Source organism: Alkalibacterium sp. 20, from assembly GCF_001885615.1.
Lineage (GTDB): Bacteria > Bacillota > Bacilli > Lactobacillales > Carnobacteriaceae_A > Alkalibacterium.
Genome location: NZ_LSRN01000002.1, coordinates 26,015 through 49,700, shown reverse-complemented (window position 1 = coordinate 49,700; position 23,686 = coordinate 26,015). Strand labels below are relative to the sequence as shown.

The 23,686-nt window shown below is 35.7% G+C and carries 25 protein-coding genes; all 25 read right to left on the bottom strand.

The window, feature by feature from the left end; genetic code table 11:
• Positions 1–28: 28 nt before the first annotated feature.
• The 25 genes from AX762_RS01670 to AX762_RS01550 all read right to left on the bottom strand — a co-directional run bounded on the left by AX762_RS01670 (position 29) and on the right by AX762_RS01550 (position 23,686).
• Positions 29–1,363, bottom strand: a complete 1,335-nt coding sequence (locus AX762_RS01670; protein ID WP_071847438.1) for an IS3 family transposase — start codon at positions 1,361–1,363, stop codon at positions 29–31.
• Positions 1,364–1,504: 141 nt separating this feature from the next.
• Positions 1,505–1,708, bottom strand: a complete 204-nt coding sequence (locus AX762_RS01665) for a cold-shock protein (RefSeq protein WP_371261621.1) — start codon at positions 1,706–1,708, stop codon at positions 1,505–1,507.
• A gap of 179 nt (positions 1,709–1,887) precedes the next feature.
• Positions 1,888–4,668: an isoleucine--tRNA ligase gene (gene ileS, locus AX762_RS01660; protein ID WP_071847458.1), complete on the bottom strand. Its 2,781-nt coding sequence runs from the start codon at positions 4,666–4,668 to the stop codon at positions 1,888–1,890.
• Positions 4,669–4,935: 267 nt separating this feature from the next.
• Positions 4,936–5,610 (bottom strand): DivIVA domain-containing protein, encoded by a 675-nt coding sequence (locus AX762_RS01655; protein WP_083432741.1) that lies wholly within the window; start codon positions 5,608–5,610, stop codon positions 4,936–4,938.
• A gap of 72 nt (positions 5,611–5,682) precedes the next feature.
• Positions 5,683–6,468, bottom strand: a complete 786-nt coding sequence (locus AX762_RS01650) for an RNA-binding protein (protein ID WP_071847436.1) — start codon at positions 6,466–6,468, stop codon at positions 5,683–5,685.
• A 6-nt stretch (positions 6,469–6,474) separates the two neighbouring features.
• A complete protein-coding gene (locus tag AX762_RS01645) occupies positions 6,475–6,735 on the bottom strand; it encodes a YggT family protein (protein ID WP_256244350.1) in 261 nt (86 codons plus the stop codon).
• Between the two features lie 64 nt (positions 6,736–6,799).
• On the bottom strand, positions 6,800–7,264 hold the full coding sequence (locus AX762_RS01640; RefSeq protein ID WP_071847434.1) for a cell division protein SepF: 465 nt from the start codon (positions 7,262–7,264) through the stop codon (positions 6,800–6,802).
• Between the two features lie 24 nt (positions 7,265–7,288).
• Positions 7,289–8,530 carry a cell division protein FtsZ gene (gene ftsZ / locus AX762_RS01635; RefSeq protein WP_071847433.1) on the bottom strand — a complete coding sequence of 414 codons (1,242 nt, stop codon included), beginning with the start codon at positions 8,528–8,530 and terminating at the stop codon, positions 7,289–7,291.
• A gap of 32 nt (positions 8,531–8,562) precedes the next feature.
• Positions 8,563–9,873, bottom strand: a complete 1,311-nt coding sequence (gene ftsA, locus AX762_RS01630; RefSeq protein WP_071847432.1) for a cell division protein FtsA — start codon at positions 9,871–9,873, stop codon at positions 8,563–8,565.
• A 227-nt stretch (positions 9,874–10,100) separates the two neighbouring features.
• Positions 10,101–10,913 (bottom strand): cell division protein FtsQ/DivIB, encoded by an 813-nt coding sequence (locus AX762_RS01625; protein ID WP_177244012.1) that lies wholly within the window; start codon positions 10,911–10,913, stop codon positions 10,101–10,103.
• A gap of 20 nt (positions 10,914–10,933) precedes the next feature.
• The gene (gene murG, locus AX762_RS01620; RefSeq protein ID WP_071847431.1) at positions 10,934–12,064 is read right to left on the bottom strand and encodes an undecaprenyldiphospho-muramoylpentapeptide beta-N-acetylglucosaminyltransferase; all 1,131 of its coding nucleotides are present in this window, start codon (positions 12,062–12,064) and stop codon (positions 10,934–10,936) included.
• Between the two features lie 19 nt (positions 12,065–12,083).
• Entirely contained in the window at positions 12,084–13,466 is a 1,383-nt protein-coding gene (murD, locus tag AX762_RS01615; RefSeq protein ID WP_071847430.1) for a UDP-N-acetylmuramoyl-L-alanine--D-glutamate ligase, read from the bottom strand.
• 96 nt (positions 13,467–13,562) lie between these two features.
• Positions 13,563–14,525, bottom strand: coding sequence for a phospho-N-acetylmuramoyl-pentapeptide-transferase (gene mraY / locus AX762_RS01610; protein WP_071847429.1), 963 nt, complete (start codon positions 14,523–14,525; stop codon positions 13,563–13,565).
• Positions 14,526–14,557: 32 nt separating this feature from the next.
• Entirely contained in the window at positions 14,558–16,735 is a 2,178-nt protein-coding gene (locus AX762_RS01605) for a penicillin-binding transpeptidase domain-containing protein (protein ID WP_071847428.1), read from the bottom strand.
• Positions 16,732–17,103: a cell division protein FtsL gene (gene ftsL, locus AX762_RS01600; RefSeq protein ID WP_071847427.1), complete on the bottom strand. Its 372-nt coding sequence runs from the start codon at positions 17,101–17,103 to the stop codon at positions 16,732–16,734. Before ftsL ends, AX762_RS01605 begins: the two co-directional genes overlap by 4 nt.
• Positions 17,104–17,141: 38 nt before the next feature.
• Entirely contained in the window at positions 17,142–18,095 is a 954-nt protein-coding gene (gene rsmH / locus AX762_RS01595) for a 16S rRNA (cytosine(1402)-N(4))-methyltransferase RsmH (RefSeq protein ID WP_071847455.1), read from the bottom strand.
• A 28-nt stretch (positions 18,096–18,123) separates the two neighbouring features.
• A complete protein-coding gene (mraZ, locus tag AX762_RS01590; RefSeq protein ID WP_071847426.1) occupies positions 18,124–18,555 on the bottom strand; it encodes a division/cell wall cluster transcriptional repressor MraZ in 432 nt (143 codons plus the stop codon).
• Positions 18,556–18,729: 174 nt separating this feature from the next.
• A complete protein-coding gene (locus AX762_RS01585; protein ID WP_071847425.1) occupies positions 18,730–19,104 on the bottom strand; it encodes a DUF3397 family protein in 375 nt (124 codons plus the stop codon).
• A gap of 146 nt (positions 19,105–19,250) precedes the next feature.
• On the bottom strand, positions 19,251–19,430 hold the full coding sequence (gene rpmF / locus AX762_RS01580; protein ID WP_071847424.1) for a 50S ribosomal protein L32: 180 nt from the start codon (positions 19,428–19,430) through the stop codon (positions 19,251–19,253).
• 41 nt (positions 19,431–19,471) lie between these two features.
• A complete protein-coding gene (locus tag AX762_RS01575; protein ID WP_177244011.1) occupies positions 19,472–20,032 on the bottom strand; it encodes a DUF177 domain-containing protein in 561 nt (186 codons plus the stop codon).
• 125 nt (positions 20,033–20,157) lie between these two features.
• Positions 20,158–21,345: a nucleotidyltransferase gene (locus tag AX762_RS01570; RefSeq protein ID WP_071847423.1), complete on the bottom strand. Its 1,188-nt coding sequence runs from the start codon at positions 21,343–21,345 to the stop codon at positions 20,158–20,160.
• 11 nt (positions 21,346–21,356) lie between these two features.
• Positions 21,357–22,079 (bottom strand): class I SAM-dependent methyltransferase, encoded by a 723-nt coding sequence (locus tag AX762_RS01565; RefSeq protein WP_071847422.1) that lies wholly within the window; start codon positions 22,077–22,079, stop codon positions 21,357–21,359.
• Positions 22,079–22,438: a ribosome silencing factor gene (gene rsfS / locus AX762_RS01560; RefSeq protein WP_071847421.1), complete on the bottom strand. Its 360-nt coding sequence runs from the start codon at positions 22,436–22,438 to the stop codon at positions 22,079–22,081. The genes AX762_RS01565 and rsfS overlap by 1 nt, the downstream gene beginning before the upstream one ends.
• 11 nt (positions 22,439–22,449) lie before the next feature.
• Positions 22,450–23,037 (bottom strand): bis(5'-nucleosyl)-tetraphosphatase (symmetrical) YqeK, encoded by a 588-nt coding sequence (yqeK, locus tag AX762_RS01555; RefSeq protein ID WP_071847453.1) that lies wholly within the window; start codon positions 23,035–23,037, stop codon positions 22,450–22,452.
• Entirely contained in the window at positions 23,021–23,686 is a 666-nt protein-coding gene (locus tag AX762_RS01550) for a nicotinate-nucleotide adenylyltransferase (protein ID WP_371261620.1), read from the bottom strand. Before AX762_RS01550 ends, yqeK begins: the two co-directional genes overlap by 17 nt.

Here is a 23,686-nt window from a genome sequence, read left to right as displayed (position 1 = left end):
TATAAACTAGACACGTAAAAAAACGATACTATGCAGTCCATAGAAGATGATCCCGATAAGCTACGGGGGTCATCTTCTTTAATTTTTTCTGATATCGATTATGATTATAAAATGAAATATAGTCTTCTACTGCATTCCACAAAGCTTGAAGAGTTTCATATCTTTCCGAAAGGACTACGTCCTTCATATGACCGAAAAAGGACTCCATAGGGGCATTATCCCAACAGTTACCTCTTCTAGACATGGATTGAATAAAGCCCATTTGTTCAACGTTTTGCTGGAAAGTAGGATTAGTGTAATGGAAACCTTGGTCAGAATGCAAGTATCTTTCTGTCTCAGGAATGTCATTTGTTACCAATTCTAATTTCTCTAAAGTTCTATAAACCAAATTCATCTTTAAAGATGTAGAGAAATGATGTGCAACGATTTCTCCTGTGGCACCATCTTTAACAGCAGAAAGATAAGCCATTTGTCCCTTACCGTAAGGTAAATACGTAATATCAGTGAGTAACACTTTATAAGGCGTACCTCTATCAAAATCACGATCTACAAGATTCTTCTTAGTTTGATGTTCTTGTGTCGCTTTCATCATTTTTTTGTATGGTTTAGCTTTTCTAATGGGTGAAATGATTCCATACATTCGAAGAATCCTGCGGATTTTCTTATGATTCATTACAATATCATATTCAGCTTTCAATGCCATTTTTATTTCGTCTACGCCACATTTCTTTTTCTCGAGATAAACTTGATGAAGCAGCTCAAAATCATTGCTATCCTGTTCATACTTTTTATAACGTGTTGCTTCACTGTTCTTCCAATAATAATACCCACTTCGACTTACTTCCGCTATTTCACATAAATGCTTTACCATTCCTTTAAGGCTATATTCTCTTATGATTGAATCAATCAGTTCATACCGCTCAATGATTTTCAGACTGTTTTCTGTTCCGTTCTTCACGCTCCTTTCTTGCATCTCTAATTTTTTTACTAAATCTAAATTACCTTCTAGATAAGCAATACGTACTTTTACTTCTTCCAATTGGTCTTCAATAGATCCTTTTTGTTTACCTTTTGCTCGAGTTCCTTTCCCACGAGTTTCGTTTTGAAAACTTTCTTCACCTTTTAATTTCATTTTCTTTTTCCAACGACTCACACACTGATGAGGTTTTCCTTTGCCTACTAGACTTTCAGGCAGACCAGCATTTTCAAAGATGACCGTTGAGGTCATCCCTTTTCCACTTTGCTTTACCGCTTTGACTTTAAAGGAAGGTGAGTAGGTAATACTTTTTTGTGATACAGCTTTTAAATTATGATTATTCTGCAATATTTCCATTTCATTGTTTGTATATAATTTTTTGCTCATCAGAGAAACCTCCACTTAAAATTATTCTATAAAAGTATAACGAAAATTACATAAAAAAATAACCCGAAAACTAAGACACTCTTTTTTGAGTGTCTAGTTTTCGGGTAGAGGTTCATATTTTAAGGAAGTCTTTTTATTTTTTTATATCTTTCTTACGTTTGCAGCTTGCGGTCCTCTTTCACCATCTACGATTTCAAATTCAATTTCTTCACCATCGTCGAGTGACTTATATCCTTCGCTATCTATTGCGCTAAAGTGAACAAATACGTCTTCATGTCCTTCAACTTCAACAAATCCGAAACCTTTTTCTGCGTTAAACCATTTTACTTTACCTTGAACCATTATGCATCCTCCTAAAAAAATTATTGCAACAGACATCAAACATGATACATACTTACTGTGTGAATCTTTTCAATCTCCATTACACTTAAATTATACATAAGAAGGCGTTTGATTTCAACAAAATGACCCATAAAAAGAACTTCTCTATTAAAAACCATAGAGAAGTTCTTTATATATATATATTAATCTTGAATCAATACTTCTGGATAATGTTCTTCACAGATATCGTGACAACGTTGGCATAAGAATTCATCTTCAGATAACTGAATACTATCTTCTGTTGTAATACGGCATCGTGTACATACATCCCCTTGCATTCTTTCAACCAGGATAGAGACATCGTCGAAATCTAATATTCTGTCATCTGCTGGTTTTTCTTCTAAATCTTTTACATTGATCTCGGAAGCAATCAGTATTTGTCTAACATCACTATTCATAGCATTTAACAGCTCTTTAATTGATTCAGAAGCAAATAAGGTTGTTTTGGCTTCAAAGTCTTTACCAATGATTTTATTTTCTCTGGCTACTTCATTAGCCTTCAGAACTTTATCACGTAAAGACATGAATGCTTTCCATTGGTCTAATAATTCATCTGAATTGCTATATTTTTTAACTTCAGGAAATTCTGCTAATTGAACAAAATTTTCTTCTTCCTCCAAATAACTCCAAATTTCTTCAGCAGTATGAGGTAAGATTGGTGTAAGCAACTTAGTCAAGTCTCTAACGATATGATAAAAGACTGTCTGCATCGCACGTCTGTCATAAGCATCCGGAGCATCGATATAAAGGATATCTTTTGCAAAGTTAGCATAAAAGTTAGATACATCCAGCGTACAGAAATGATTGATTTCTTTAAAAATATCTGAGAAATTGTAACGTTCATAACCATCAACGACATGTTCTACAGTTTGATTCAATTTGTTCATCATATACTGATCAACTGGTCTTAGGTCTGCATAAGCAATGCCATCATTTTCGAAATCGAAATCTTCTGTATTTTGGATTAAGAAACGAAGGGTATTCCTTATTTTGCGATACACTTCTGATACCTGTTTTAAAATATCCATACTTACTCTGACATCAGCTTGTGTATCCACACTAGAAACCCATAAACGAATCAAATCTGCACCCATCTGATTGATAACTTTATTTGGGTCGATGACATTCCCTATCGATTTACTCATCTTCTTGCCGGCCCCATCTAAAACCATTCCCTGTGACAAAACAGCTTTATAAGGTGAGACACCATTTATGGCTACCGACGTTGTTATACTGGAGTTGAACCAGCCACGGTACTGATCTGATCCTTCTAAATACAAATCAGCTGGGAATGTAAGGTTTTCTCTTTGACGAAGAACGGCATGATGTGATGAGCCTGAATCAAACCATACATCCATAATATCCGTTTCTTTTGTAAATTCACCATGAGGACTATAAGGATGTTCGAAGCCTTCAGGTAACAAGTCTTTTGCTTCTCTCTCAAACCATACATTTGAACCATGTTCAGCAAATAATTCAGCTGCATGTTCAGTTGTTTCTGGGGTAATAATAGGCTCACCATTTTCACCATAAAATATAGGTAGAGGTACTCCCCATGCACGTTGTCTTGAAATAACCCAATCGCCACGATCACGCACCATATTATATATACGTTGCATTCCCCAGGGTTGTATCCAATCTACTTTTTCAACAGCATCTAAAATATCTTGTCTGAAATCATCTATAGAAGCAAACCATTGTGGTGTCGCTCTAAATATGACAGGTTTTTTTGTTCGCCAGTCATGTGGATAACTATGCGTAAAGAATTCAAGTTTCAATAACGCATCGTTTTCTTCTAACCATCCGGTGATTATTTTGTTTGCTTTATCGTAAAATACACCTTCTAGTCCGGGTGCTTCGTCAGTAAAGCATCCTCTACCATCAACTGGAGATATGATAGGCAATTTATAATTTTGACATACAATATAGTCATCTTCGCCATGACCAGGAGCAGTATGGACCAAGCCAGTACCATCTTCCAATGTAACATGGTCCCCGATAATGAGTAGAGACTCTCTATCATAAAATGGGTGTTGTGCTGTGACGCCTTCTAAATCTTTACCGGGAATTTCTTTGATCAATTTGACATCTTTCCATTCCAACGTTTCGGCAATATCATCAGCCATATCAGATGCCACGACAAATTTTCTGCCATCTGCTTCGTATACGCCATAATTTGCATCAGGTTTAACTGCAATAGCCAAGTTAGCCGGTAAAGTCCATGGAGTGGTTGTCCAAATAACAAATGAGGTGTCCGTATCAAGCAAAGATTTACCGTCTTTAACTTTAAAAGCAACATAAATATTAGCGGAACGGACATCATGGTATTCGATCTCAGCTTCAGCCAATGCGGATTCACTTGATGGTGACCAGTAGATTGGCTTCAATCCTCTATAAATATACCCTTTTTCTGCCATTTTTCCAAAAACACGAATTTGTTCAGCTTCATAATCCTTGGTTAAGGTTACATAAGGATTATCCCATTCTCCAGCAACGCCCAATCGCTTAAAATCTTCACGTTGCTTGTTTACTTGTTTCCAGGCATAGTCTCCACATAATTTTCTGAATTCTGCAACAGACATTGATTTTCTGTCCACACCTGTATTCGTAAGTGCCTGCTCAATCGGAAGACCATGAGTATCCCATCCCGGTACGTAAGGAGCACGAAATCCTGACATAGACTTATATCTTACAATAATATCTTTTGATACCTTATTCAAAGCATGACCGATGTGGATATTTCCGTTTGCATAAGGAGGTCCATCATGCAAAACAAATGATGGTTTATCTCTGTTTAACTCTTGTCTCTGATTATAAACATCTTGCTCTTCCCATTCTGCTTGTCTTTCCGGCTCTTTATTAGGTAAATTTGCTCGCATAGGAAACTGTGTTTTAAGCAAATTAAGTGTCTCTTTCATTTCCATTTCATCACCCTTAATATTATTATTTTTGATGCAAAAAAAAGACTCCATCCTAAAGGACGAAATCTTCGTGGTACCACCTTAATTCGAAAAGTATTGCTACTTTTCCTCAACCCTTTAACGCAGGAAAACGCGAATAACTACTCTTTTTTCATTATCCGATGACTTGAAGGATCAATTTCAGTTTCTACTTGTCAATTTCTCAGCTTTCATTGACTCTCTGTAAAGTTTTCACTTAAAAGGTGTTTCAAGATTCTTTGATTATTTAATTTATGGAAGTTCAATAGCTGGCATCATACCTTCTTCATACTCATCATCAGTACTGTCGTCTAATGGTAAAGAAGACTTATCAGTAATTTCTGCTTCTATAGAAATCTCTTCACTATCTTTTTGATCCAATTCTTTTTTCACTTCTTGGATAGTCTTTATTTCTGGTTTTTCTGAGATGGATGGTTGTAATATATCATCCCACTCTTCTTTTTTAACTAATTCTAATTGAGATTCTATCATTAACTGAAGTCTTTGTCTAAATATTCTGCTCTGTTTTCTTAGTTCTTCTGTTTCCAGTTCGATTTTACGTGCCTTAGTGACTGCATCTTTTAATAATTCATCTGCGTTATTTTCAGCTTCGTGTTTTATATTTGAAGCTTTGGTGTTAGCTTCTTTTGCAATCATTTCTGCTTCTTTGTCAGCATTAAGTTTCAATCTATCAGCTGCTTCTTGCGCCACTAAAATAGATTTGTTTAATGAATCATGCATCTGATCATAATTAGCTAATTTTTCTTCAGCCAAACCAAATTTCTTTTCCATTTCTTTTTTCTGCTTTAAAAGCATTTCATAATCTTTGATGATTTGATCAAGATAGTCATTGACTTCATCTTGGTCATACCCTCTCATTTTAACAGGAAACTCCTTATTATGTATATCCATTGGTGTTAGTGCCATGGAAAAACACCTCCATAATTATTTAATTACTTTTTTTATCCAGTATAAAAAGTTTAAATCAGACTCAAGTTTTTATCTATTACGATCTAAGAAACCTAACTTGAGTCTAATCTTTTCTTTTTTTGTTTTACCTTCGATTGCTTCTATCCGAAGCCGGCCATACCCACGAATTGAAAGAACATCATGTATACCTAAAATTATATCTGGTCTCTCAGTTTCATTCCAGTTTACTTTCACTTTTTTTGATGAAATGAGTTCCTTGGATTTTTGTCTTGATATATGAAAAACATTAGCTAATATGACATCAAGTCTCAAAGAAGATACAATTTCATATCTTTCCTCCCATGTATCTTTAGGAAGAAGAATCTCGGTGTATGGGATTTCCTCAAGTTGAATGGTTATGTTACCGATTTTGGATAAAGACGAAAGGAAAAATTGCATAATCGATGTGTCAGCAAAAAATTGCCAATCCTCTCCATCAGTGATAATATCCCCAATCATTTCTCGTTTTATCCCTTCACCCATGAGTGTTCCTAAAATTTTGCCATGCGATAAGTCAGTAAATTTTTTAGGGTACCGTAACTCAGCAATTTTAATTTCATAATCTTCTTGTACGGGTTCAAAATATGAAGGAAAAAGATAAAGGCGTTTTCTCTCAGCCGCCTCATATCCTCCAAACGCTTCAGCTATAACTTCATTATGCTGCCCTATGATCGATTCTACAACGTATTGTTCCCTTGGGTCTAAAAAAGGAGTCAGGTAGGGCGAATATTGCAATTCCACCTTCTGTATCCAATCTAGTACCTGATCAATAAATAGTCTTTCATCATCTCTAAAATGTTGATATAAATTTGCCATTTAACATCATCCCATTTGTGTTAAAAGATTAAATAAAAGTTGAAATACGGCTTGTACACCATATTCGATAAAATTTAAAGCGAAAAATGCGACAATTCCTGCTAAACTTATCATGCCAATCGATGGAACAAATTGTCTGAATATACCTACGTACGGTTCACAAATCCTTATGAGGATCTGTCCCAGCTTAGATTGGTACCCGCCAGGCATCCAAGATAAGAGAAAATAAACAACTAAAGCAATTCTATAAAGATTGATTCCTTGCATTATTAATCTATAGAGTGCTAATAATATTTGAGATAACATAATTACTTTTGGAGCTCCATTCTAATTAAAAATCAGTATTTTTTAACGCTTGTAATTCTGAACCGTCAACTTCAAATGATTGAGGCGTACATATAAATATTTCTTCTCCCAATCTTTGGATATCACCTTTAATTGCATAGGTCGTACCCATTAAGAAATCAATCATATTTTTGGCCTGTTCTTTTTCCATTCTTCTAAAATTCAAAATAACCGACTGATTGTTTAACAACACATCAGCAATAGATTGAACTTCCGAATATAAACGTGGCTCAACCACTTTTATGCGTGGTTTTTTTAAAGCTTGTTGCTGATTTATAGCAACAACATTTTGACCAGCGTTCTTGTTGCCCGTCTTTTTATTAGGCGATGCTGAAGGAGCTGTCATTATCTTGTTCTCTTTTTGGGTTGAAGCAACTTCTACTTCATAATCTAAGTCGTCATCAGTATCATTAAGAGAAAAATAATCATTTAATTTATCCTTTAAATTCATTTAATACTCTTCCTTTCTGATGATTTATTTACGTCTTCTTCTGAAGAAAGGAGGTGTATCAATTTCTTCAGCATTAGATGAATCTCCAGAAGTGTCTTCACGATCAAAGAGATTTTTTGAAGAATCTGCTTTATTTTCAGCTTTTTCATCTAAATCAGCATTGTGTCGATCTCTTAGATTAGGTTCTTTTCGTATATCCCAGTTACCAAAAGGATCTCTTTCTTTATTTACTGACTGAGACTGAGTTGCAGCTGAAGCTGAAGTTTTTTGGGCAGTTTGTTTAGCTTTTTTAGATTGAGAACCTCTCTTTTCAGGATCAATACCCGTAGCAATCACAGTAACGACTACTTCGTCTCCTAAATCTTCGTTGATCGATGTACCAAAGATTATATTTACTTCATTCGTTGCTGCGCCCGATACAATGTCAGAGGCATCTTGCGCTTCAAATAGTGTCAAATCAGAACCACCAGTAATATTTAACAGAACACTTTCGGCTCCATCCAATGATATTTCTAGCAATGGAGATGAGATAGCTTTTTTAGTCGCTTCAGCTGTTCTGTTTTCTCCAGAAGCTGTACCGATACCCATCAGTGCTGAACCTTGGTTTTCCATTACTGTTTTAACATCAGCAAAGTCCAGGTTGACATAACCAGGATTTGTAATTAAATCAGAGATTCCCTGAACACCCTGTCGCAGCACATTATCAGCTTCTCTGAATGCTTCCATCATAGGGGTTTTCTTGTCTACGATTTCAAGTAGACGGTTATTGGAAATCGTTACTAAAGTATCCACGTGTTCGCGCATAGAGGCAATGCCTTCTGCCGCAAAACGTCCTTTTTTAGGCCCTTCAAATGTAAACGGTCGAGTAATCACACCGACGGTTAAAGCACCTTGCTCTTTAGCAATTCTAGCTACGATTCCAGCTGCGCCAGTTCCAGTTCCGCCACCCATTCCTGCAGTGACAAATACCATATCAGCACCTTTTAAAGCTTCTGCTAGTGCTTCTTCACTTTCCTCGGCAGATTTCCTTCCAACTTCCGGGTTAGCTCCAGCACCCAAACCACGTGTCAACTTGGGTCCAAGTTGAATTTTAGTTTCTGCGCTCATCATGTCCAACGCTTGTAAATCGGTATTGGCAACAATGAATTCAACACCTTGTACGCCATCTTCAATCATACGGTTTACAGCATTTCCACCTGCACCACCGACGCCGATTACTTTTATCTTAGCTCCATTTGCAGCAAAAGAATCAAATTCTAAATCCATACTATTTTTCCTCCTGTAGAGATTATAAATTGTCAATCAAAAAAATGTGTTAAAAAATTCTTGATCTTGTCTATAATAGTCTCATTATTTTCTGTATTTTCATTTAATTGTTTTTCATTCGTATTCACTGGCTTTGCATCCTGCTGTTTAACCAGTTGAGTTAATGGTGTTTCTCCGTCAAACAAAACATACCGATTCATTACTTCATGAATGTCATCCATGTTAGCTTTATAAAAGACCAATGAAATCGCATTTGTAAATGACGGATAACGGACACCCATAAAATCTGGAACGTATTTTTTTACGTGCACATTGAAAATCTCTTCAGCTAATTCTTCTATTTTGGGAATAGCTGATGTGCCACCAGTCAAAATAATGCCTCCTGGCAACTCGAGCGCTCCGATTCCATCTAATTCGGTTTTAACTTGCTCAAAAATTTGAGCCATTCTTGCTTCAATTATTTCGGCAATGTACGATTCTTTGACTTGAATTGTATTATCTTGACCAACAACATCTATCGTAATAGATTGATCATTCGCTAATGCTTCATCATCAATAAACGCATACCCAACTTCTTTTTTTATTTTCTCAGCATTTTTCAATGATGTATTTAAGACGACTGAAATATCTTTCGTGATGTTTGAACCGCCTTCTTTAATTATACTTGAAAACTTAACTTGCTGATCATGAATAGCGGAGACTGTTGTTTGTCCACCACCTAAATCTATTTGAATGGTCCCAAACCGGCGTTCATCTTCCGACATAATCAATTCCGACATCGCTTTTGGCTGAAATAGGACATCGTCGATAGCATAACCCGCATTATTCACACTTTTTTTAATGTTATGCAAGACCGTTTTAGAAACCGTCATTGCGGTTCCGTACAACTCCACTTGATTGCCGACCATTTTTCTCGGATCTTTAATCCCATCAAATCCATCTACAATAAACTCTTCAATCATCACAGATAAAAGCGTTTGATCTGAAGAAACTTTTCTTTCACGAATCTGCTTTACCATCTTCTCAATAACTGAATCATTAACTTCCTGATTAGCGCTGGATACATCCACGCTGACATGAAACGGATTAATTTCAATATTCAATGCAGGAACGCCCACAATGAGTGATTCAATCGTAACTCCTGCTTTTTCTTCTGCTTGCTCTACAGCTTTTTTTATTGAATGAGCTGTTTCGTCAATATCAATAATCAAACCTTTACTTATACCGTTTGTTCTTTCACTTCCAACTCCAGTAACATTCATCTGACCATTTAAAACTTCAGAAACAATGACTTTAATTGAAGTGGTTCCAATATCCAAACTCGTATAAACACCATTTCTCAATTTATTGAAACCTCCTATCTTCAAAACTTAACTGTCTAAAATAATCTTTTTTTAAGAATTTTTATATTTAAAGTTATTGCTCATATCATTTTACCATAAATTGATAGGCAGAATGAAGAGTGTTTATTGATTTATCAGTATTTTTCGATTACTTTTGTGTGACAATTAAAACCGTTTGTTCTTATTGAAAAAAAGCAGGAGCTAAACGAGATGTTTACTCCTGCTTTTTATTCAAATCCCTCGATTTCTTCTGGATCGTCTTCATTATCTGATGTGAATGGAATGAAATACGCCCCAGCTTCCAAATCGAACAGTCCGGTAGTGTTATCTACTGCTGCTTTCATTTGGTGATAATAATTTAATCGTTCAGCAAAAACAGGAATAGGCACCAGCACCTCATTACCGTCATTCATAAAAACACTTAACAACATGTCATTTCGATCATGTTGAAGATAATCGATCTGCGAAATAAGCATTTGAACTTCTTCATCAACTTGTTCATATTCGTCAATCATCAACTCTAAAGGACGACCTTCTTCAAACCCAGTTAATATCGGCTGGTGAGCATTGATTCTAGGAACTGCTTCTTCTAGTATATTACCATTTTCCAATATTTTCTTATACGTATTATCACTAGCTAAATAAGCAACAGTTTTGTATTCTTCGATTTTAATAACGAAATCCTGAATACCTGATAACGACAATTCTGCTTGTGCAACTTGAGGGTTATCTTGCACTATCTTTTCTTCTATTTTTCTTTTATTTAGATATTCTTCCCAAATAGAATCTCCTGAAGTTAGCCCGCTCGAATCTAGAATGACCTGGTCATAAACTTCTTCAGATCCAGAAACGCTTATATTATTCGCTAAACGATACGGACTGATGAAATAAAGTGAAATGAGCAATATGAATAAAAACACTCCAACTACTACTCCCCAATTTATCAATCTCTTTTTTGCTTGTTTCAAATGAATAACAGAGGAATCTGTTGATTTTTTTAATTTTTCTGATTCTGTAAGTTTCCCCTCTTTATTACTCATATTCCTATCTCCTAAGCGTTTCATCTTTTTAAAAGATTTACGATTGTGTTTATAATTAAATCCGATGCCTCTTGTTTACCTAACTGCTTAGAAGCGTGACTCATATTATCTCGCTTCTCATTATCATTCATCAATAAATCGATTTTTCCAACTAATTGCTCAGCATTTAAATCCTCTTCTTTCAATACCAATGCAGCGCCTTTATTTTCAAGACTTTGAGCATTCTTTGTTTGGTGATCTTCTGTTACGTTTGGACTAGGTATCAAAATGCTAGGAATACCCAATGACGTCAGCTCTGAAAGTGTTGTCGCACCACTTCTGGAAACGACTAATGAAACAGATGCAAACACCTCTGGAAGATTATTAATATAAGGAACGATTCTTACACCATTTGCTGATGAATCACTGACATATTGTTTTGATTCTTTCAATTCTTCCACCATAGGTTCGAAGTGATTTTTACCAGTGATAAATAAAGTCTGATAAGATTTATTTATTAACTGTGACCAACTATTCTTTACTGTCTCGTTTATCCTCGACGCTCCCTGACTTCCTCCAAAAATAAGGACAGTAGGTTTTTCAGGATCTAATTGATATTCAGACAAAACATCTGTCTGCACAAAGTTGGCTACTTCCTGCGCACGAGGGTTCCCCGTATAGATGACTTTTTCTTTGTGTTTTCCAAATTGATCACGAGCTTCTTCAAAACAAATAGCTATAGCTGAGACATGTTTTGCTAAGAATTTGTTAGTCAGCCCGACCACGCTATTTTGTTCGTGAATAAGTGTGGGGACATTTAATTTTGAGGCAGCATAACACACCGGTGCACTCACGTATCCCCCCGTACCGATCACCACATCCGGTTCAAAGCTACTGACGATTTTTTTCGCCTTATTAATTGACGTTACAAACAGTTGAATTGTCTTTATATTATATTTTAATCCTTGAAAATTCAATTTTCGTTTAAACCCTTCGACTCTAAGCGGTTCGAAATTGTATCCCTGATCAGGCACAATTGTGCTTTCAAGCCCTCGATGAGTTCCAACATATAGGAATTCAGCTTCAGAATCCACTTCTTTCATTCTATTCATTAATGCTAATGCAGGGTATATGTGCCCCCCTGTGCCTCCGCCTGTAACTAAAATCTTCATAATTATCGCACGTTTGTGCTTAACCTCCTTTGACTGATTCCTTAATTGATCTAACTGTATCTATGAAATCGTTACCTCGTTCTTCAAAATTAGTGTACTGATCCCAACTTGCACAAGCTGGAGATAATAAAACCACATCTCCAGATTCGCTGTTTTCAAAGGCTGCTAACGTCGCTTCAGGTACACTATTTGCTACAACAATCTTAGCGATATCGGCATATTTGGCAACTTTAGCTAATTCATGCTTTGTTTCGCCAAAAGTAATGATAGCTTTAACGTGTTTTCTTAATAGTGGGACCAAATCATCAAACGACTCTTTTCGATCCAGCCCTCCAGCAAGTAACACGATCGGGTCAGAGAACCCTTCCAATGCATGAATCATTGCCAAGGTGTTAGTGGCTTTAGAATCATTATAGAACCTTCTATTTTCTATGGTATCTACTAACTGCATACGGTGTTCTACACCTTTAAATTTTTTAAATGCATTTATGATATCCTCATTTTTTACTTTTTTAATTTTCGCAACGGCTATAGCAGCTAAAGCATTTTCCAAATTATGTTCTCCTGGAATCAAGACATCCTCCGTAGACATTACCGGCTCTCCACTGTACATAATCACGTTATCTTTCACATAAACGCCAGAATCTAAATCCTTTTTTCGAGAAAAAGGTACCAATTTCGCCGCGGCATTGCTTGATACTAGCTCACGTAATTCATCTTGATCGTAATTATACACAATGTAATCGGCTGAAGATTGATTTTTAGTTATTGCTAACTTCGCATTAACATACTCATTCCTTGTTTTATGATAGTCTAAATGAGCTGAATAAATATTGGTTATAACTGCGATCGATGGATGGAATTTCTCTATTCCCATTAACTGAAAGCTGGATACTTCCATGACCAGATCATCCGTTTCAGACGACTCTTGAGCAATAAAACTCGCCGACGTGCCTATATTACCTACCGCATAAGCTTTTCCAATAGAACGATTTTCATTTAATATCATTTCAATCATCATTGTCGTTGTTGTTTTTCCATTAGTACCCGTTATAGCAACAATTGGACTTTCTGATATCAAATAAGCTAATTCTACCTCAGTGATGATTAAAATATTTTTATCCCTGGCTTTTTTCACTAAAGGATTAGTGTAAGGTATACCCGGATTCTTAACAATAAAATCAATTGGTTTTTCTAATAGGTCTGAAGGGTGACTTCCTGATATTATTTCAATTCCTTTATCTGTTAAATCTTCAGCTTCAGCATTTTGACTCAAGTCTTTAAAATCATTTACGGTCACATTTGCTCCAAGATGATTAAGTAATAGGGCAGCGTTATAACCAGAGACTGCCAGACCTAAGACTAAAACATTTTTATTTTTAAATTGCGTTGCATTTTTCATAAAAAACTCCTTTAATAACCAGAATAACTAATGTGTAAATCTACAATGAATCTAAAAAAACTGGAAGTAGAAAGCTACTACCAGTTTTTCAGTACATTAAAGCATTAAAAATGTTAATGAAGATGCAATTAAAGTTATTAGTGAAAAAATGATAACAATTTTCCATTCGTTCCATCCTACCATTTCAAAATGGTGATGAATCGGGCTCATTCTAAACACACGTTTACCTGTTAACTTAAATGATGTCACCTGTATCATGACGCTGGCCGTTTCAAGTACGAATATTATTCCAATCAAGAGTAAGGTCCATTCCTGATTTAAAACAATAGACACCGCAGCTAAGCCAGCTCCTAAAGCTAGCGAACCGACGTCCCCCATGAAAATCTTGGCTGGTTTTTTATTGAAAATAAAGAAACCAATTAAAGACCCCATGATTGCGGATGTAAAGACAGCTACTTCATACTGATTTTGAAGAACAGCAATAATAGTATAGCTGAAATAGGCAATAAAACCAGTACTTGCTAGTAAACCATCGATACCATCAGTCAGATTCGTCGCATTTGAAAAACCGACTAACCAAAATAAAATAAACAAAATATAAAAATAACCTAACTCTATTTCATTTCCAAAAGGCAAAGCGATACTTTGAATATCTATGACTCGTGAGACACCAAAATAAAAAAGAATAGCCGCTACTATTTGTCCAATCAGTTTCTGCAAACTTGTCAATCCTAAATTACGTTTCAGGATGACTTTTATATAATCATCAACAAAACCGATAGTTCCATAAACCAATAATATAAAAACTAGTAAGAGAACCAGTAACGTATTGATTGGAAAGACAAAACTGAATATTAGAGAAATGATCGACACAGCTATGAGAAGTGTGATACCTCCCATTGTAGGCGTTCCTGACTTTGCTTCATGCCAAGAAGGACCTTCCTCTCTAGTTACCTGGCCCATTTGCTTTTGCTTGAAATACTTTATAAATACAGGCATTAACCCTGTAACGATTACTCCACTTAATAGCAGTGGATATATTAATTGAATGCTTTGCAATATTCTAATCCTTCCTTATCTTATAAGCTGAATTATTGGTTAGGTGACAAAACTATTGTAAGTTCAGTTCCACTCTCGATAAAGGCGTTGACGGGTAAGTCTTGTGACAATACAAAGCCTTCACCTTCAAATGTAACATCAATACCAGTCAATTCTGTCAATTTTAACACGTTACTCTTAGACCAACCTGTTAAATCAGGCAAAGTCATGGCTCCGTTAGTCAAAAGCATGACACGGTTTGATTCATCGATTTCAGCGTCTGGATCGGGATGCTGCTGAACGATCGTATCACCTGAACCGATAATGCTGTAATCTATTTCTTCTTTATTTAATTGATCAATCACAGATTGAGTGCTTTGTTGAATAACATTTTCCAATTTTTGCTTTTCTTCAACTGAATCCACTTCACTATCATTTGCATTAGAATAATATTCCAGTGCTCTTTTCATAACTGGATTAAATATTTTCTGAACCACGTGACTTCCATGACCTACATCATTTAAAGTCGGTTTTTGAACAGTCACATAAAATATAAGTTCCGGATCTTCGGCGGATCCCATCCCAACAACTGAATAAACATAGTTGGAATCACCTGAAAGATAACCGCCAGTTTCACTAGAGATTTGAGCAGTTCCTGTTTTAGCTGCGATTTCAAAACCCTCTACTTCATACCCTCTGGCTGTACCTACATCACTGTATACTGTTTCAGTCAAATATTCAAGTGTTTGCACCGCTGTCTCTTTAGATATCATTGTAGCTGTTTCTTCAGTTTCAACAAGTGTTTCTTCACCTGTTTTGGTATCTATTATTTTTTTAACCAAGTGAGGTTCAACCATATTCCCTTCATTGGTGACTGCTGAAAATGCACGAAGCATTTGAATAGGCGTTACAGATATGCCTTGACCAAATGATGTGTTGACTTTTTGAAGTGTTCGATTGTATGGATTGGACCCAGTATATTCATTGGGTAAAGAAATGCCCGTCGCTTGACCAAAACCAAAGGCGTCTAGGTGATCTTTCCACTTATCGTATCCCATTTCTTCGATTTGATGAACAAAAGAAACGTTGCTGGAACGAGCCAATCCCTCAAGATAAGAGATATTACCCCAGCCTTCTGGTTTGACATCATGTACAGTGCCCCCGCCAATTTGAATCTTACCTGACCGATAATAATCATATGGTCTGAATGTACCCTCTTCAATCGCTGCTGCTAATGTCATTACTTTTATTGTAGATCCAGGTTCAAAGGTATATTCAATCAGAAAATTTTGCCAGGTTTGATCGATGCCTTCCTTAGTCGTCGCATTAAACGTTGGACGCTGTGTTGTTGCTAAAATTTCACCTGTTTTTGCATTCATTAAGGTAGCCGTAATTGCTTCTGGTTTATGTTCAGCATTGACATCTTCGACAATGCTTTCTAGGAAAATCTGCATGCGTCTGTCAATTGTCAACTGGATATCATTGCCATCAGTAGGCCGAACTTCTTCTATTTCCTGATTGGGAATAACATAACCAAACCGATCTCGCTGATACTCTATCCATCCATCTTCACCACTTAATATATCATCAAATTCTTTTTCAAGACCCAAGACACCTTTAAGCGATTGACTGTCTTCATCTTCACTATCTCTTTGAGCTAAACCGATCGTGTGAGATGCAAACGATCCGTTTGGATATAGTCGACTTTTTTTCTCCTCAAACGTTATACCTGTTAACTCTTTTAGTTTTAACCTTTCTTTAATTCCACTCACGGTTTCATAAGTTAAATTATTGCCGTCACTTCCAAATTCTACTTGACTATTGTCCAAGGTTAATCTGTCATGGAGGTCTTCTTTACTCATTGACATATGTTCAGATAACACTTGTGCTACAGCCTCAGGATCTTGTATATGGATAGGGCGCTTTGGTGTTGACCATTCATCCGTCAGGACGGCAACCATTTTATATGAGTTTGCATCCAGAGCAATAGGGTTTCCATTTGCATCGTAAATCGTCCCTCTGTTAGCCTTTAAGGTATTATTTCGTGTATACAACTTGTGCACATTTTGAATTAAATTTTCTCCGTTAACTTCTCCCGTTACCATGATAATAGCAAACCGTGAAAAGACACCGAAAAACAAGATAAAACAAAAAATATACAGCGCTATCGCTATATATTTTCTATTATGAAAAGGATTCGAAGCCTTTAATTTTCTTTTAATACGTCTCATTTAAACACATTCCTAATTTGTTCTTCATTCATTTGCAAATCGTTCTCTTTGGCAATCGAATATACACGGTCATAACGTGATAATTCTTGTACATTCTGTTCGTAGTTGCTATTTTCTATTTGAACCATGGTTGCTTGTGATCCTATATCTTGAATGCTTCTGTTCATGGTTGAGACTTGCATTGATAAAGCGATGTGTGCAACGGCCAACACAAAAAGAACAAATCCAAACAAACCACTAACTGCCATCTCTAATCGAGTTAAACCTTTATGTAGTTTTTTTTCAATCTCTCTATTTTCAGTCTTTTTGGGTTGTGTTAATGGCTGCGTTTCATTAGCTAATTGTCTAGCTAAATTATCATTCATCATTGGTACCCTTCTCCTTTCTGCAATGAGTTATTAGTTAATTATTTTTCTCTTTGCTTTTCAGCTATTCTTAGCTTTGCGCTTCTTGAACGATTGTTTTCATTCAATTCTTCTTCAGAAGGTAAAATAGGTTTTTTATTTATCATCTTCAGGATAGGTTGTTTATGATCTGGAATGATAGGTAACCCACGAGGTAATTCTGGTAAATCCGAATAACTTTTAAATAATTGTTTAACTATTCGATCTTCCAGTGAGTGAAAGGTTATGGCACTTATACGTCCACCCACATTTAAAATATCAACTGCTTGCTCCAATGAATCTTCCAAAGCACCCAGTTCATCATTTACTGCAATACGTAATGCCTGGAATACACGTTTGGCGGGATGACCACCTTTTCGACGTGCGAAGGCTGGAATAGCGTCTTTGATGATATCCACTAATTCGTGTGTCGTATCAATAGACTTGTTTTCTCGACTTGCTTCAATTTTTCGAGCAATCTGCTTCGAGAATTTTTCTTCACCATATCGGAAGAAAATCCGAACCAAATCGCTGTAATCCCAATTGTTTACTATATCGTGAGCAGTTAGTGCTTGAGATTGATCCATTCGCATATCCAGTTGGGCATCTTTGTGATAACTGAATCCTCTTTCTGTAACATCCAGCTGAGGAGATGAAACACCTAAATCGTAGATAATACCGTCTACTTTTAAAATATCTCTATCTTCTAAGGCGGATTTTATATTTCTGAAATTATCATGTATAAATGTCAATTTCCCACTTTTTAGTTCTTCAGCTAATACCTGACTAGCGCTGTCAATGGCTGTCATATCTTGATCAAAAGCATACACGTGACCTTCTGAACTTAATTCATTTAAGAGGAGTGCAGTATGTCCTGCTCCACCTAGAGTACAGTCGACATATATGCCATCTGGTTTTATATTAAGACCCTCTACAGTCTCATTTAACAATACTGTTTCATGTTTAAATTCCGCCATTTTTTTACCCCTTTGCTGACTGTCCGTGTTAGAATCCAAAATCTATCATCTCTTCAGCTATGTCTTCAAATGATTCATTAGCCTCTTCAGCAAATGAGGTCCATCTGTCTTCGCTCCATATTTCAATGCGATCCGACACACCAATGATATAACACGTTTTTTCGAGTGCTGCATGTTTAGTTAATGTGTTGGGCAAATTAATTCTTCCCTGCTTGTCTAGTGAACATTCAGTAGCTGCTGAATATAGGAATCGTGTAAACGCTCTCGATTCTTTTTTAGCAAGAGGGAGTTGTTTCAACTTTGCTTCGAGGAGTTTCCATTCTTCCATGGGGTATCCGAAAAGACAACCGTCTAATCCGCGGGTTACAATGAAACGTTCGCCTAAATCATCCCTAAATTTAGCTGGAACAATCAAGCGGCCTTTTGCATCAATTGAGTGTTTGTATTCACCTAATAACATTTCACTGCACCCCTTTCCCACTTATAAGGTAAAGTCTACCACAACTCCCCACTTTCCACCACATTATTTCCCTTAAAAATATTTATTTATACACTTACAAAAAAAAAGCCCTAGTCATTGATACATATGACTAGGGAACGCTTGTTTATTAAATTTTTATGACTAACTCTTCCTTTAAATTACTCCTTGATATATCAACCAAATACCTGCCCCAATGTAAGTAATTAAACAAATAACAAAAACGATACGCCACCATATTCTAAAAAACAGATACAAATTCAACTCTTGTTTGTAGAACGTATAATAAGATGCTAAGAGAATACCTATTATTGAGATTGAAATGAACAAGTAAGGCAAAAGATTAATTGCTAGATAGAGTTGACTGATGATGAACAGAAGCAAAATCATGTAAGGTATAATTAAATCGACTACTTTTATCGACAGTTGTATCAACTTGAATTGTTTATTGATCCATCTTGAAAAAATAAATGTAATAAACGGCACTAAATAAAAACCAATTAAAGGGAGTATGTTTTTTAATGAGCCCATGAAGTCACTTCCATTTCTTATCTTCGAATTATAGTTCAATATTACATATGTAACACATAACCTAAAGAGAATAAAAAAAAGTGTTTATGAACAATAGTCATAAACACTTTTTTATATAATTTAATTCATCTGATAGATTGATTAAATTAAGCTTCTTTGTTGATGACCTCTTTGCCTGCGTAATGTCCGCAAGAAATACAAATGTGGTGATTACGTTTAACTTCGCCACAATTAGGACAATCGCTCATGTTTGGAATATCCAATTTAATATGAGTACGTCTTTTTGCTTTTCTGCTAACAGATGTTCTTCTTTTAGGTACTGCCATTTTCCAACACACCTCCTTAAAAGGATTCAAATTCTATATACTTACTCGTTATCTTCTTTGAAGAGATCCTTAAGCACTGCAAATCTTGGATCTCCTTCACCATTAGATGAATTAATATCATCGTTATGCTGATCTTCTGGTAATACTATCCAATCTTTCCCGCTTGGCATATCATCCTTTTCAAGCTCTTCTACTGTAAATACTTGACTGGGTTTATTAGTTAAAATTGCGTCCTCAATAGGTTTATTGAGATCTAATATATCCTCGGACAATCGCTCGGCTAACTCTTCTTCTGAAAATTGTTCCAAACTAACAGTAGAATCAGGGGCTAGATAGATTTCTGAAAATGGAAATTCCATCGATACATCTACTGGTTCTAAAGACCGCGAAGATGGTATGGTAATTCTCAAGCTCACTATCAAATCAACATAATAAACAGATTTTTCTGCAACTGATAAACTTCCTTTTAAGGAAACCGGACTTACCGCGATTATTTCATCATCACGTTTCTTCAGTGATTTTTCTAAATCGACGGATCCCTTTACAGTTAAAGGAGCATCCTGATATTTTTTCAATTCATTTAATGCCCATTTGATTTTCATAGACTTCACCTCAGTGTTAAACGTCTTTTTCAACCTAAATAGCATAGGCACTTAAGTCGTTACTTTTTTAAAAAATTGACTTAATTGAGCAACAAAAATAATTATACTATTTCGAGCTGATAATGTCAATATATTTTAATAGGCTTTCTTTTATAGTCTTGGCTTTCAATTCTGTTTTGATCGGCTAATCTATAAACATCTCCAACCATTAAATCATAAGCGAGCAACTTATTGTTTTTCTGATTAACGTTTGTGATCAATGGTTTTTTTAAATGATGTTTTATCTCACTCAAATGTTTTTGCCCAGTCATGTTAAATCCTAGCAAACGTATATACTCTACACTCTCTGTTTTCTTTTCCATTTCTGCTTTAGATTGATTAAGCAGTATATAAAAACTTAAACGCTGTAACCTTGTCCAGGAAAGTTGTTTCGTTTTTAATCGAGATAAAAAATCATTCATATTCGCTGATTCTTTAATGACTTCTTTCACTCTATATTCTAGACCCTTTTCCATTAAATAAATCCGACTTAACTCAGAGTGCGAAGTTGTCAGTATTCGATACTTTAGATATGAAAAATAATCATCCCAATTTACATGTTTACTTTTGTTTAAAATCTCTTCTGTTTCTTTTGGAAAAGGAAGTGTTTTGTAATCATCCCACTTATCTTCAGAAAACACCAGATTTCTAATAGCTGTTGCACTGGCGATTTCATTACCTGCCATGACTTCACTATCATGATAGTGACTGCTCTTTCTGCGAATCGTTTCAATCTCAATTGATCTGTTATATTTTTTTAGTGCTCTTGCATAGGCAAAACCAAGCATGTTATTCGGCTGAGTAAGATCAAGTTTGAATTCCGGAAAATATTTTGAGAGAATATCACTCATGTTTCTTGCATAGGTCAGTTTTTGTTTTTGTTCTTTGCGAAAAAGGTCATTTATTTCTTTTTCTTTCTCTAAATAAACAGTTGCAGCTTGAACAAAATCAGAACCTTCTCCAGATTCACTTCCAAAACTCAATACATGAATACCCATGTGATTCAAAAGCTCTATAGCGCCTTTTGCATATAAGTCTGCCGGCTGGACACTAAAAGCTGAAGGGATCTCGACAACGATATCGGCACCATGCTGTAACGCAAGTGATGCTCTATCCCACTTATCTACAATTGCCGGCTCACCTCTTTGAAGGAAGTTGCCTGACATGGCTACTATCATAACATCAGCTTCAGTCTTCTTTTTAGCTTCTTGAAGATGATACAAATGCCCATTATGAAACGGATTATACTCGGCTACAACCCCACATACTTTCATAAACAAACCCCTTATTTAGTACAAGCAAAAAACCAGCGCTTACTCTCTTCACTCACTTCATCTGTAAAATCAGCACTCACGTCGATAGTATGGAAACCTGCTTCTCGCAGCAATTCAATATAAACATCTATCGGATAGGTTCTCTCTTTATGCGTCTCTTCAAATCTTTCATATAGATTATCTTTGTTGTTAACAAAAAAAGATAATTCATGCTCCACCGAATAAGGGTATTCCCCTTCAAAACTATCCCATATAAAAACAATGTTATCTGTTTCTGCGTGAAACGATGATGTTAAAAATCTTTCTATTTGAGTGATAGAATGCACGTCGAATAAAAATTTGCCGTTTTGTTCCAGTCGATTATAAACCTCTTTAAAAACGAGCAAGACTTCTTTCTCATTTTCCATATAACACAGAGCGTCACTGTAGCATATAATTCCAGGATACATCGGTAGATCCTCTAGATGTCTCATATCACCTTGTATTAAAGGAAATGACAACTCTTCATCAAGTTGTCTGTTGTAAGCAATACTCAACATTTCATCAGACAAATCTAAACCAGTGATATCATAACCAGCTCTTTTTAATTTCAGTCCCAGTATGCCTGTTCCACTACCAAGTTCAAGTATCTTTTCGCTATTCGGAATGTATTTTTTTGTATAGACTAACCACTTGTCATAAAGGCTATCATCCATGAGATTATCATATACTTTTGCAAACCAATTGTACGTCATTAGTCAAGCCATTTGCTTATATCAACTTGTTCTGCATCAGACCATAACCGCTCTAATTTATATAAATCGCGCTCTTCTTGTTTAAACAAATGAACAATAACATCTCCCAAATCAATTAGAATCCATTGTGCATTATCTTTTCCCTCAACGCGTTTAACCTCTTGATTATTTTTATCAGCTGCTTCTAATATGCTTAATGAGATGGCATTTAACTGTCTATCATTATTTGCATGCAGGATAACAAAATAATCTGCTAACAAAGAAACCTCTTTCATATCCAATGCTAATATATCTTCGGCTTTCTTTGAATCTGCCGCTTTTACTACGTATTCTAGTACATCTATTGATGATTGAGTCATACTTTTTCCCCTTATTTTTCTACCACCCAAGCATTATAAGTCTCTACAGCTTTGGGGTATATTTTATTTTTTCTATCAACTAAATGTTTTAATGTTTGTCTGGTGATATAAGCAACTGTCGCTGCCAGATCTTTTTCAGCTAATTTTCTTGCCTTATCTACACCTCTGTGTAAACGTCTAGGCTCTATATAATCAGCAACGTATATAATTTGAGCAATATCTCCCATTGTTGGACTTCCAATGGTATGAAATTTTATGGCTTCTAAAATAGCTTCGTCTTCTAATTGGTATTCATTCTTCATGAGGATCGCCCCAACAGGACCATGCCAAATATTACTTCCAAACTGTAACATGTCTAATTCCAGATTTTCACTAATAATCAAATCTCGCATTTCTTCATCAGATTTCTCTTTTGCATAGTCATGCGCTAAAGCAGCAATACTGACTTTTTCTATGTCTATATTGTACATTTCGGCAAGTTTTATAGCCGTTTTCTCCACTCTTAACACGTGTCTGTACCTTCGTTGACTCATTGAATCCTGCATAATATTAATTAGTTCTTCTCTACTTACACTAATTAAATCATTCTGATAATCCATCTGAATTTTTCTCATTTTTATATAATCCTTCACTTTCGATATATTTCTCAACTTTTGGAGGAACTAAATATTTTATTGAACAGTCATCCATAACCTTTTGACGAATCGAACTCGAACTAATGTCGATGTTCGGTACGTCAACCGTGATAACTGGATAAGACGTATCCAAACTGTGATAAGGGCGATTAACCGCTACAAATTGAATGATTTGCATAAGGTCGTCAATTTTATACCAGTTTTTTAAATCCTCTACCATATCCGCTCCGATAATAAAATAAAACTCTATATCCGGATTCATTTCTTTAAGTTGAACAATTGTATCGTAAGTGTAACTTTTACCCCCACGTTGTATTTCGATTTCTTCAATTGAGAACCCTTCGTTATCTTTGATCGATTCACGTATCATCGCTATCCTGTGTTTGGCATCGATGGTTTTCTTTTCTTTTTTGTGTGGAGGATTAGCACTTGGTAAAAACATTACCATTTCTAACCCCAGCTGGTTTTTTACTTGTTCAGCAATAATTAAATGCCCCAAATGGGGTGGGTTAAATGTTCCACCTAATATACCAACTTTTCTCCTTGGAACCGTCTGATACAGCTCATCGAGTACTTTTGGTTCCACGACGACATTCGCAACCATATTTACCAA